Genomic DNA, 11,508 nt, shown 5'->3' on the forward strand with positions numbered 1-11,508 from the left:
AAATGTGGGAGGGGGCTTGCTCCCTCCCACAGTTTTAACCGCACTAGGCGAAAGACCGGATTCGCTCTGCCAGCTCAGCCAGTTCGGCATCATCCGCCCGCACATGATCGTGGGAAGAGATATAGCCCTCATAAGCCGCAAAAAACTTATCCACCTTCGAGCTCAACGGCTTGAACGTGCTGTCCTGCCCGGTCCCATGCATGGGAAACAACTTCGCGTGCAGGTGATCCACCCCATACCCTTCCAGGATCATCCCCGTACGCGCCACATCGGGGAATGCGCGATCGATCTGTTGTGCGGTTTTCTTTGCGGCGACCGCGAGCCCTGCCAACACTTCATCCGACTGTGCAAACGCATAACTACCGTAATGCTGCTTGGGAATCACCACGCTGAAACCCGGTGTGTTGGGGAAGATCGACAGGAACGCCATATGTTGGCCATCCTCCCACAGGATATGGGCCGGGGAAGTTTTGCGAACAATGCTGCAGAAAATACAATCCATTTGAATCACCGCCAGTTTCGTCTTGGGTTTGGTCGTGATAATCATCTAAAGCCAGGATGGAATGAGCGTCAAACCCTACGGGAATTTTGGGAAATGTCCTAAGACCTGGGTATGCCCGCCTTGCTGAGACAGGAGTTCACCATGGATAAACACATCATTGTCATCGGCGGCGAGTCCAGCGAAGACATGACGCGCATGACCCGCATCGACGAATATATCGTCGCTTCGTCGGGCAAAGCCCAGCCCACGGTGCTCTATATCTCCACCGCCAATGGCGATGACCGTGCGAAGATTGCCGACTTCACGCTCAAATACCAAAGCGCCGGCTGCACCGTTGTGCCATTGACGTTTTTCATTCCGCCTTTTCCAGCCCCGGGTCATGTTGCCGCGCTGTTTGAACAGGCTGACATCATCTATGTGGCCGGCGGCAACACCCGAGCCTTGCTGGCCATCTGGCGTGAATTTGGCGTGACCGGCCTTTTGAAGCAAGCCCAGGAACACGGCAAAGTGCTTTGCGGCGTCAGTGCCGGCGCCATCTGCTGGTTCGACCACGGGCATTCCGACTCAGGGGGCGTATATGCGCTGGTCGACGGACTGGGTTTTCTCCCTGGCGCGCTGTGCCCGCACTTCAGTTCAGAGGTGGGGAGAGAATCTTCGTTTGTTGAACGGGTTCGACTTGAAAACATACACCCCGCCTACGCGCTGGATGACGGCGTTGCCCTGCATTTCAAGAACGGTGAACACCACGCGACTGTTCATAACTACACGACTGGTAGTGCATATGAACTCAGCAGCACTTCGGAGCCCATTGCAAGGAAACGCCCTATAGCTCTTTAGGGTTGCCGCTCAGAAAATGGCCGCCTAATCTTTGGCGGTCGCTGCAAATTCAGCGACCGGGTTTCGCAGCTCGGTTAAACTCTAGACGCACAGCGTCCACCTCAGATAGCGGGCGCTTTTTAATGCCTGATGTTATGGCGGTTGTGCGCGGGATACCTTCGGGTATGCCGGGTGCTAGAGTCCCGGTCTGCGAACCTGCGTACGGCTGCCACCCAAATATCGTTTCGCAGCGATGGGTGGTGACTCCAATACTCTAGGAGCTACGCCATGATTAAAGACAGTCCGAATCCACCGTCAGATTCAACCGCATTTCACACTGCCGCTCATCGAGCGGTAAATCACTACCTGGACCCGTCTGAAAATCAGAGCCATCTGCTGAGGATCATGGTTTGTTTACCGTACGTGAAGGATTAGACGTCGAGACGCTGCTGGTCAACGCGTCGGAGGATCTTGCGTCGGTTCAAGCGCTGGCAAGCCATTTGGCTTTTGAGATCGAAGGCACCCCGCGTAGCGTAGCTCTGGGAATTTGCCGGATGCTGGAAGGGATTCAGCTGATGGTGGATAAAACGCTAAAACTCAAAGACAAACCAATTCACGGATAGATCTGATCCGAAGACCGAGCAAAGTGAGCACGGTCAAAAGTGGGAGGGGGCTTGCTCCCGATGGCAGTGGGCCAGTTGCAGACGAGCTGACTGACCTACCGCCATCGGGAGCAAGCCCCCTCCCACATCTGGATCAGGCCTGATCAGCCAACCGCCACGTCGTCCCACCCTTGCCGTCTTCCAACACCACACCCATCGCGGTCAGTTGGTCACGGATACGGTCGGATTCCGCCCAGTCCTTGTTAGCCCGAGCAGCCAGACGCGCCTGAATCAACGCCTCCACCTGCGCCGCATCCACACGCCCTTCAGCGCCGGCTTGCAGGAAGTCATCGGCTTCCATCTGCAACACGCCAAGCACGCTTGCCAGTTCTTTCAGGCGCGCCGCCAAACCTGCCGCCGCGTCGAGATCGCTCTCACGCAGGCGGTTGATCTCGCGCACCATCTCGAACAGTACCGCGCAGGCTTCCGGGGTGCCGAAGTCGTCGTTCATGACTTCGGTAAAGCGTGCCACGAACGTTTCGCCACCAGCAGGCGCAACCGATGGCAAGCCTTTCAACGCGTGGTAGAAACGTTCCAGGGCGCCCTTGGCGTCCTTGAGGTTGTCTTCGGAGTAGTTGATGGCGCTGCGGTAGTGGCTGGACACCAGCAGGTAACGCACCACTTCCGGGTGGTACTTTTCCAGCACGTCGCGGATGGTGAAGAAGTTGTTCAAGGACTTGGACATCTTCTCGCCATTGATGCGGATCATGCCGCAGTGCATCCAGGCGTTGGCGTAGGTCTTGCCGGTGGCGGCTTCGCTCTGGGCGATTTCGTTTTCGTGGTGCGGGAACTCCAAGTCGCTGCCGCCGCCATGAATGTCGAAGGTCTCGCCCAGGCAGCAGGTGGACATCACCGAGCATTCGATGTGCCAGCCCGGACGCCCTGGGCCCCACGGCGATTCCCAGCTTGGCTCGCCGGGCTTGGTACCCTTCCAGAGCACGAAGTCGAGCGGGTCCTGCTTGGCTTCGTCGACTTCGATGCGCGCGCCGATGCGCAGGTCTTCGATCTTTTTGCGCGACAGCTTGCCGTAGCCCATGAACTTGGCGACGCGGTAGTACACGTCGCCGTTGCCTGGGGCGTAGGCGTAGCCCTTGTCGATCAGGGTCTGGATCATCGCGTGCATGCCAGGGATGTGGTCCGTGGCACGCGGTTCCATGTCCGGCTTGAGGATGTTGAGGCGCGCCTCGTCCTCGTGCATGGCGGCGATCATGCGCTCGGTCAGCGCATCGAACGCCTCGCCGTTTTCGTTGGCGCGGTTGATGATCTTGTCGTCGATGTCGGTGATGTTGCGCACATAGGTCAAGTCATAGCCGCTGAAACGCAACCAGCGGGTCACCAGGTCGAAGGCAACCATGCTGCGGCCGTGGCCGATGTGGCAGTAGTCGTACACGGTCATGCCGCACACGTACATGCGCACCTTGTTGCCATCCAGCGGTTTGAAGACTTCTTTGGTCTTGCTGAGTGTGTTGTAGATCGTTAGCACGACAGTTCCTTAAACAGAATCACTGGCCCCACGAATCTCGCAAGGTCACGGTACGGTTGAATACCGGAGCACCTGGTTTCGAGTCCTTGATATCTGCGCAGAAGTAACCTTCGCGCTCGAACTGGAAACGGTCTTCCGGCTGTGCGTCGCCAAGCGATGGCTCGGCACGACAACCTGTGAGCACTTGCAGTGAGTCAGGGTTGATGTTGTCGAGGAAACTCGCGCTGTCTTCAGCCTTCTCAGGGTTTGGCGAGCGGAACAGACGATCGTACAGGCGCACTTCGCACTCGATGCTGGCAGCGGCCGGCACCCAGTGGACCACACCCTTGACCTTGCGGCCTTCAGGGTTCTTGCCCAGGGTGTCCGGATCGTACGAGCAACGCAGCTCGACGATGTTGCCGTCGGCGTCCTTGATCGCTTCGTCCGCACGGATCACGTAGCTGCCGCGCAGGCGCACTTCGCCGTTCGGCTCCAGGCGCTTGTAGCCCTTGGGCGGCTCTTCCATGAAGTCGTCGCGGTCGATGTAGATTTCGCGGGCGAATGGCAATTTGCGCACGCCCAGCTCTTCCTTCTGCGGATGACGCGGCAGTTCGAGGTTCTCGACCTGGCCTTCCGGGTAGTTGGTGATCACCACCTTCAACGGCCGCAGCACGCACATGGCGCGCGGTGCATTGGCATCCAGGTCCTGACGGATGCTGAATTCGAGCATGCCGAAATCGACCACGCCGTCGGAGCGGTTGGTGCCGACCATGTCGCAGAAGTTGCGGATCGACGCCGGGGTGTAGCCACGGCGACGGAAGCCCGACAGCGTGGACATGCGCGGGTCATCCCAGCCATGTACGTGCTTTTCATCCACCAGTTGCTTGAGCTTGCGCTTGCTGGTGATGGTGTAGTTCAGGTTCAGCCGGCTGAACTCGTACTGACGCGGGTGCGCCGGGACCGGCAGGCTGTCCAGGAACCACTCGTACAGCGGGCGATGGCTTTCGAACTCCAGGGTGCAGATGGAGTGGGTGATACCTTCGATGGCGTCCGACTGGCCGTGGGTGAAGTCGTAGTTGGGGTAGATGCACCACTTGTCACCGGTCTGGTGGTGGTGGGCATGGCGGATGCGGTACATGATCGGGTCGCGCAGGTTCATGTTCGGCGAGGCCATGTCGATCTTGGCGCGCAGCACGCGGGCGCCGTCCGGGAACTCACCGGCGCGCATACGGTTGAACCAGTCCAGGTTCTCTTCCACCGAACGGTCGCGGAACGGGCTGTTCTTGCCCGGCTCGGTCAGCGTGCCACGGTACTCCTTGGCCTGCTCAGGGGTCAGGTCGTCCACATAGGCCTTGCCGGCCTTGATCAGCTCGACAGCCCAGTCGAACAACTGGTCGAAATACTTGGAGGCATAGCGCACTTCACCGGACCATTCGAAGCCCAGCCACTTGATGTCGCTTTCGATGGCGTCGATGTATTCCTGGTCTTCCTTGGCCGGGTTGGTGTCGTCGAAACGCAGGTGCGTGACGCCACCGAACTCCTGGGCCAGGCCGAAGTTCACACAGATCGACTTGGCGTGGCCGATGTGCAGGTAGCCGTTGGGCTCTGGCGGGAAACGGGTGACGATCTGCGTGTGCTTGCCCGAATCCAGGTCCGCCTGGATGATCGGGCGCAGGAAATTGACCGGGACGGCAGGTCCGGCCTTGGTATTCGAGGTAGGGTCGACAGTGGGCTTGCTCATAGGATCCTTGAACAGACAGGTTCATGGCCGGTTGGGGCCAGACAAAACAAAGGGCTTATCATAGCTGATGCTGTCAAGGCGCTGACAGGGCTCAGGTGCATTTAACGCACCACTGGTAAAAAACCACCTCGAAATTCCTGCCGGGCACGCTAAACTGCGCGCCTTGGCCAACGTTTAGCCAGACAGGTAAGGTGCCCAGGCGCCCACACCCACGAATTCCCTGAAAAGAGTAGTGAACATGACTCAAGTCAAACTGACCACCAACCACGGTGACATCGTCATCGAGCTGAACGCCGAGAAAGCGCCGATCACCGTCGCCAACTTCATCGAATACGTGAAAGCCGGCCACTACGAAAACACCGTTTTCCACCGTGTCATCGGCAACTTCATGATCCAGGGCGGCGGTTTCGAGCCAGGCATGAAAGAGAAGAAAGACAAGCGTCCAAGCATCCAGAACGAAGCGGACAACGGCCTTTCCAACGACAAGTACACCGTCGCCATGGCCCGTACCATGGAGCCGCATTCGGCCTCCGCGCAGTTCTTCATCAACGTCGCCGACAACGCCTTCCTCAACCACAGCGGCAAGAACGTGCAGGGTTGGGGCTACGCGGTGTTCGGTAAAGTCACCGAAGGCACCGACGTTGTCGACAAGATCAAAGGCGTGTCCACCACCTCCAAGGCCGGTCACCAGGACGTTCCAGCCGAAGACGTGATCGTCGAGAAAGCCGAGATCGTTGGGTGATATTACTGATTTCAGATTTGCATCTGGAAGAGGAGCGCCCGGACATTACCCGGGCGTTTCTGGATCTGCTCCACGGCCGCGCCCGTGGCGCCCAGGCGTTGTACATTCTGGGCGACTTCTTTGAAGCCTGGATTGGCGACGATGGCATGACCCCCTTCCAACGTTCCATCTGTGAGGCTCTGCGTGAGCTGAGCGACAGCGGCACCCCGATTTTCATCATGCACGGCAACCGCGATTTCCTGATCGGCAAGGCGTTCTGCAAAGCGGCAGGCGCCACCTTGCTCAAGGACCCGACGGTCGTGCAGTTGTATGGCGAGCCTGTGCTGTTGATGCACGGCGACAGCCTCTGCACCCGCGACCTCGGCTATATGAAGCTGCGGCGCATCCTGCGTAACCCGATTGTGCTGTTTATCCTGCGCCACCTGCCCTTGGGCACCCGCCACAAACTGGCGCGCAAGCTGCGCAGTGAGAGCAGTGCTCAAGTGCGCATGAAGGCCAACGACATTGTCGATGTCACCCCTGAAGAAGTGCCACGGGTGATGCAGCACTTCGGCGTGCGCACCCTGGTCCACGGCCATACCCACCGCCCCGCCATCCATAAGTTGCAGATCGGCGACCAGGCGGCCAAGCGCATTGTGCTGGGGGACTGGGACAAGCAAGGGTGGGCGTTGCAAGTGGATGAGCAAGGCTTTCAACTGGCGGCGTTTGACTTCGTCAATCCGCAGTTGGCATTGCCAGGCGCATAACCCTGCGACACGACACCGATCAACCTGTGGGAGCTGGCTTGCCTGCGATGCAGACACCTCGGTGTATCAGATGCACCGAGGTGATGCTATCGCAGGCAAGCCAGCTCCCACAGGAACCGCGCTGACCTTATGATCAGTGCCCCGACGCCGCAGGCCCGGCCTTTGCGGTAAACGGCGGCTTGGCCAGCCACACCAGCAACATCAAGCCCATGAACATCCACCCCAGCAACGTGAAGTAATCCACGGTGGACATCATGTACGCCTGGCTGGTGAGAATCTGGTCCAGCTGGGTATAGGCCTTCTGCCCTGCCCCACCCAGCGCCTGCAAGGCATCGCGGGTGGACGAGTCGTAGACGGTCATGTTCTCGCTCATGTAGGCATGGTGCTGGTCGGCCCGGCGGATCCAGATCCAGGTGGTCAGCGAAGCCGCAAAGCTGCCGCCCAAGGTGCGTAGGAAGGTCGCCAGCCCAGCACCATCGGCAATCTGGTGCGGTGGCAGGTCGGACATCAGGATGCTCAAGGTCGGCATGAAGAACAGCGCCACGCCGATGCCCATGAACAGCTGCACCATGGCGATGTGGGTGAAGTCCACTTCGTTGGTGAAACCGGCGCGCATGAAGCAGCTCAAGCCAATCGCCAGGAACGCCAGGCCCGCCAGCAGGCGCAGGTCGAACTTGTGCGCGTACTTGCCCACGAACGGCGACATCAGCACCGGTAGAATGCCGATCGGCGCCACCGCCAGCCCGGCCCAGGTGGCGGTATAGCCCATCTGGGTTTGCAGCCACTGGGGCAGGATCAGGTTGATGCCGAAAAAGCCCGCATAACCGAGGATCAACACAATGGTGCCGATACGGAAGTTACGGTGCGCGAACAACCGCAGGTTGACCACCGGGTGCTTGTCGGTCATTTCCCAGATCACGAACACCGCCAGGGCAATCACCGAAATGGCCGCACCGATGATGATGAAGTTGGACTCGAACCAGTCCAGGTCATTGCCCTTGTCGAGGATGATCTGCAAGGCTCCCACCCCGACGATCAGGCTCAGCAGCCCAACGTAGTCCATCGGCTGGTAGCTGGTGACCACCGGGCGCTTTTTCAGCTGCGCACGCACCACCATCACCGCGAAGATACCGATGGGCACGTTGATGAAAAAGATCCACGGCCAACTGTAGCTGTCGGTGATCCAGCCTCCGAGGATGGGACCTGCAATCGGCGCCACCACCGTGACCATCGCCAATAACGCCAGGGCCATGCCGCGCTTGGCCGGCGGGTAGACCGCAATCAACAGCGTCTGCGTCATCGGGTACAACGGCCCGGCGACCAAGCCTTGCAGCACCCGAAAGCCGATCAGCTCGGGCATCGAGGTGGAGATACCGCACAGGAACGACGCCAGCACAAACAGCAGGGTCGCCCACAAAAACAGCTTCACCTCGCCAAAGCGCCGGCTCAACCAACCGGTGAGCGGCAAGGCGATGGCGTTGCTCACCGCAAACGAGGTGATCACCCAGGTGCCCTGCTCCGAACTCACCCCCAGGTTGCCGGAGATAGTCGGCAACGCCACGTTGGCGATGGTGGTGTCGAGCACCTGCATAAAGGTCGCCAGCGACAGGCCAATAGTGGCCATCAACAGGCTGGGCGGCGTGAACGAGGCGTTATTGCTCATCAGCGTTGCGCAGCCTTGGGAGCGGCGACGCTGTTGTCATGGATCAACTGGTTGATCATGGCATCGGCTTCGGCCAGTTGGCGGTCATACACGTTGGTGGTGAACGAGGCTTTTTGCGGCGCTTGTTGCGCCAGCACCGGGCCGCTCTGGTCGTGCAGGTCGACATTGACCACCGTGCTCAAGCCCACGCGCAGCGGGTGTTTGGCCAGCTCTTCGGCGTTGATATGGATGCGCACCGGTACCCGCTGCACGATCTTGATCCAGTTGCCGGTGGCGTTCTGTGCAGGCAGCAAGGCGAACGCGCTGCCGGTGCCCGCGCCAAGGCTGTCGACGGTGCCGCTGTACTTCACGTCGCTGCCGTAGATGTCCGACTCGATATCCACCGGCTGGCCGATGCGCATATCCCGCAGTTGGGTTTCCTTGAAGTTGGCATCGATCCACAGCTGGTCCAGCGGGATCACCGCCATCAGCGCGGTGCCAGGCTGCACACGTTGGCCCAGTTGCACGGTGCGCTTGGCCACATAGCCGGTAACCGGCGCGATCAAGGTGCTGCGCGCATTGGTCAGGTAGGCCTGACGCAGTTGTGCAGCGGCGGCTTGCACGTCGGGGTGGGACGAAATCACCGTGTCATCCACCAGGGCATTGGTGGTTTTCAGTTGTTGCTCAAGGTTGGTCAAGGCGTTCTTGGCGGCGGTCAGGCTGTCGCGGGCGTGGGACAGTTCTTCCTGGGAGATCGCGCCGCCCTGGGCCAAGGTCTTACGGCGGTTGTAGTTGTCCTGGGCGGTTTGCACATCGGCTTTCTGCGCATTGACCTGGGCTTTCATACCATCGACGTTGCTGTACAAACCGCGCACTTGGCGTACGGTGCGGGCCAGATTGGCCTGGGCACTTTGCAGGCCGACGGCGGCGTCGTTGGGGTCGAAGTTGATCAGCACCTGGCCTTCATGCACCAGGTCGCCATCGTCGGCGCCAATGCTGACCACGGTGCCGGTGACCAGCGGGGTGATTTCCACCACGTTGCCGTTCACATAGGCGTCGTCGGTGCTCTCATTAAAGCGCCCGTAGAATTCATACCAGGCCCACACGCCGACCACACTCAGAATGACGATCAGCGCCAGGCCGATCAGCATCACTTTGCGTTTGCGGGGGTTGGTGTCTTTGGGTTGTTCGGTTGTGTTGGTGCTTTCGGCAGTGGCCATGACAAATACCTCAAATTATTCCGTGCGTGTTGCGGGGGTGGTCGCGGCCACGCTGTTGGCGTGATACCCGCCACCCAGGGCCTGCATCAATTGAATCGACAGGTCGATCTGCGCCGCATTCAAGGTCGCTAACTGACGCTGGGCCTGTAGCAGTTGCTGCTCGATGCTGAGCACATCCAGGTAGTTACCGATGCCTGAGCTGTAGCGTTGCACCCCGGTGTCGTAGGACTGCTGCGCGATGTCGGCCGCGTGTTGCTGGGCCTGGATCTGCCTGCCCGTATCACGCAATTGCGAAAGGCTGTTGCCGATATCCCCCAAGGCTTGAACCAGGGTTTTGTTGTACTGGGCCACGGCCAGGTCGTAGTCGGCGTCGCGGGCATCGAGGTCGGCGCGCAGGCGGCCGCCATCAAAAATCGGCAGCGAAATCGTCGGTGCGATATTGAAGAAGCGGCTGGCCGAACCGAACATCGCATCGCCCAGCAACGACTCGGCACCGGCACTCGCGCTCAGGTTGAGGTTGGGGTAGAAGCGGGTTTTGCTGGCGTCGATGTTCTTGCTCGCGGCCTCTACGCGCCAGCGTGCGGCGACCAGGTCCGGGCGACGACCGAGCAGCTCGGCAGGCAGCACGGCCGGCACGGCCACGGCGCTGGGTTTGAGCACCGCTGGGCGAGCCAACTCGTCACCGCGGTCCGGGCCTTTGCCGAGCAACACAGCCAACGCGATCTTGGCGCTTTGAAGCTGTTTTTCCGCGTCAATCAGTTGCGACTGGGAGCTGGCTTCCAGGCTCTCGGTCTGCTGGTACTGGTATTCGCTGTCGATACCAGAACTCAGGCGGCGCTTGCTCAGGTCGAGCATCTGACGGGTACGCTTGAGGTCATCGACGGCCAGGTCACGCACGATATGGGCCTGGCCGAGGTCGCTATAGGCCTTGGCCACGTTCGCGGCCAGAGTCAGGCGCGCGGCCTGCTGGTCGACTTCGGCGGCGCGGGCCTGGCCCAAGGCGGCTTCCCAGGCGGCGCGCTGGCCGCCCCAGAGGTCGAAGTTGTAGTTGAAGCTGGCGCCGATGTTGCGCACCGTCGAATAGGCATCGCCCTGCCCGCGGGGGTCCTGGTCCTTGGCCAGGCGCGAGCGGCTCACACCGGCGCTGGCATCCAGGGTCGGCATGCGCGCCGCGTTTGCGGCATAGGCCGCCGCTTCAGCTTGGTGGGCGCGGGCGTCGGCGACTTGCATGTCGGGGCTGTTTTGCAGGGCTTCCTGGATCAGGCCGTCAAGCTGTGGGTCGCCGAGGCTTTTCCACCAGTCGGCGGCCGGCCAGGCGGCACTCGACAGCGTTACGCCGCTGAGGGATTTGCCGGTTTGCAGAGTGTTGGCGTCGAGGCGCTGGCCCTGGGTGTCGAGGCCGCTGTAATTGGCGCAACCGGCCAACGTCATCGCCGCCAGCACCAGGCTGAGTGCGCGTGTGTTCATGATCTACCTACCCGCTGGATCGTGATGGGGTCACCCGCAGCGATCAGCATTTTCTTCAGGATCCGCTCCAGGGTTTCCAACTCGCCCGGCTCAAGCACGCCGGCCAACTGGTTCAGGGCCGTGGCGCCGATGTGCGGGAGCATGTCCGCCAGGCGCTGGCCCTCGGCGGTCAGCACCAACTGCACCTGGCGGCGATCCAGCTCGGAGCGCTTGCGGCTGAGCAAGTCTTTTTGCTCCAGCCGGTCGAGCATCCGCGTCATCGAACCGCTATCGAGGGACAGGTTGCGGCACAGCTCCGCCGGAGTATCGACGCCGAACTGGGCCATGATGATCAACACCTTGAACTGCGCGGCGGTGATGCCGTGGGGTTCCATGTGGGTGTCGATGATGCGGTCCTTGAGGATCGCGGCGCGGCCCAGCAACAGGCCGAGGTGGCAGTTGTGGAAGTTGTCAGGGGTGAAGTGAGGCATCGAAAGTCACCTTATTACTGCCTAGGCAGTGAATGTGT

General features: G+C 60.5%; 11 protein-coding genes. 4 read left to right on the forward strand and 7 right to left on the reverse strand.

From position 1 onward, the window contains the following. Positions 1 to 43: 43 nt before the first annotated feature. Positions 44 to 502: an HIT family protein gene (locus ODQ19_RS12110; protein WP_330210190.1), complete on the reverse strand. Its 459-nt coding sequence runs from the start codon at positions 500 to 502 to the stop codon at positions 44 to 46. A 141-nt stretch (positions 503 to 643) separates the two neighbouring features. Between ODQ19_RS12110 and ODQ19_RS12115 the strand changes: the two genes are divergently transcribed. Both ODQ19_RS12115 and ODQ19_RS28175 read left to right on the forward strand, forming a co-directional pair. Then, positions 644 to 1,339, forward strand: a complete 696-nt coding sequence (locus ODQ19_RS12115) for a peptidase E (RefSeq protein ID WP_330210135.1) — start codon at positions 644 to 646, stop codon at positions 1,337 to 1,339. Between the two features lie 389 nt (positions 1,340 to 1,728). Beyond that, a complete protein-coding gene (locus ODQ19_RS28175) occupies positions 1,729 to 1,941 on the forward strand; it encodes a DUF6124 family protein (RefSeq protein ID WP_442962738.1) in 213 nt (70 codons plus the stop codon). Positions 1,942 to 2,074: 133 nt separating this feature from the next. Here ODQ19_RS28175 and cysS read toward each other — a convergent pair whose 3' ends face one another. After that, positions 2,075 to 3,463 carry a cysteine--tRNA ligase gene (gene cysS, locus ODQ19_RS12125; protein ID WP_330210136.1) on the reverse strand — a complete coding sequence of 463 codons (1,389 nt, stop codon included), beginning with the start codon at positions 3,461 to 3,463 and terminating at the stop codon, positions 2,075 to 2,077. Positions 3,464 to 3,482: 19 nt separating this feature from the next. Next, positions 3,483 to 5,183, reverse strand: a complete 1,701-nt coding sequence (locus ODQ19_RS12130) for a glutamine--tRNA ligase/YqeY domain fusion protein (protein WP_003192174.1) — start codon at positions 5,181 to 5,183, stop codon at positions 3,483 to 3,485. A 238-nt stretch (positions 5,184 to 5,421) separates the two neighbouring features. On the opposite strand from ODQ19_RS12130, the gene ODQ19_RS12135 reads away from it, so the two are divergent. Continuing rightward, on the forward strand, positions 5,422 to 5,925 hold the full coding sequence (locus ODQ19_RS12135) for a peptidylprolyl isomerase (RefSeq protein ID WP_003174772.1): 504 nt from the start codon (positions 5,422 to 5,424) through the stop codon (positions 5,923 to 5,925). Continuing rightward, on the forward strand, positions 5,922 to 6,671 hold the full coding sequence (gene lpxH, locus ODQ19_RS12140; RefSeq protein WP_116665196.1) for a UDP-2,3-diacylglucosamine diphosphatase: 750 nt from the start codon (positions 5,922 to 5,924) through the stop codon (positions 6,669 to 6,671). Before ODQ19_RS12135 ends, lpxH begins: the two co-directional genes overlap by 4 nt. Positions 6,672 to 6,804: 133 nt before the next feature. Here lpxH and ODQ19_RS12145 read toward each other — a convergent pair whose 3' ends face one another. Genes ODQ19_RS12145 through ODQ19_RS12160 form a run of 4 tightly spaced genes read right to left on the reverse strand, consistent with a single transcriptional unit; the run spans position 6,805 to position 11,470 of the window. Further along, positions 6,805 to 8,334 carry a DHA2 family efflux MFS transporter permease subunit gene (locus tag ODQ19_RS12145; protein ID WP_330210137.1) on the reverse strand — a complete coding sequence of 510 codons (1,530 nt, stop codon included), beginning with the start codon at positions 8,332 to 8,334 and terminating at the stop codon, positions 6,805 to 6,807. Then, complete coding sequence (locus ODQ19_RS12150; RefSeq protein ID WP_330210138.1) at positions 8,334 to 9,533, reverse strand: HlyD family secretion protein; 1,200 nt, start codon at positions 9,531 to 9,533, stop codon at positions 8,334 to 8,336. The genes ODQ19_RS12145 and ODQ19_RS12150 overlap by 1 nt, the downstream gene beginning before the upstream one ends. A gap of 15 nt (positions 9,534 to 9,548) precedes the next feature. After that, positions 9,549 to 11,000, reverse strand: a complete 1,452-nt coding sequence (locus ODQ19_RS12155) for an efflux transporter outer membrane subunit (RefSeq protein ID WP_330210139.1) — start codon at positions 10,998 to 11,000, stop codon at positions 9,549 to 9,551. After that, positions 10,997 to 11,470, reverse strand: coding sequence for a MarR family winged helix-turn-helix transcriptional regulator (locus tag ODQ19_RS12160; protein ID WP_330210140.1), 474 nt, complete (start codon positions 11,468 to 11,470; stop codon positions 10,997 to 10,999). Before ODQ19_RS12160 ends, ODQ19_RS12155 begins: the two co-directional genes overlap by 4 nt. Positions 11,471 to 11,508: the final 38 nt, after the last annotated feature.

The organism is Pseudomonas sp. AM4(2022), assembly GCF_036346515.1.
Lineage (GTDB): Bacteria > Pseudomonadota > Gammaproteobacteria > Pseudomonadales > Pseudomonadaceae > Aquipseudomonas > Aquipseudomonas paracarnis.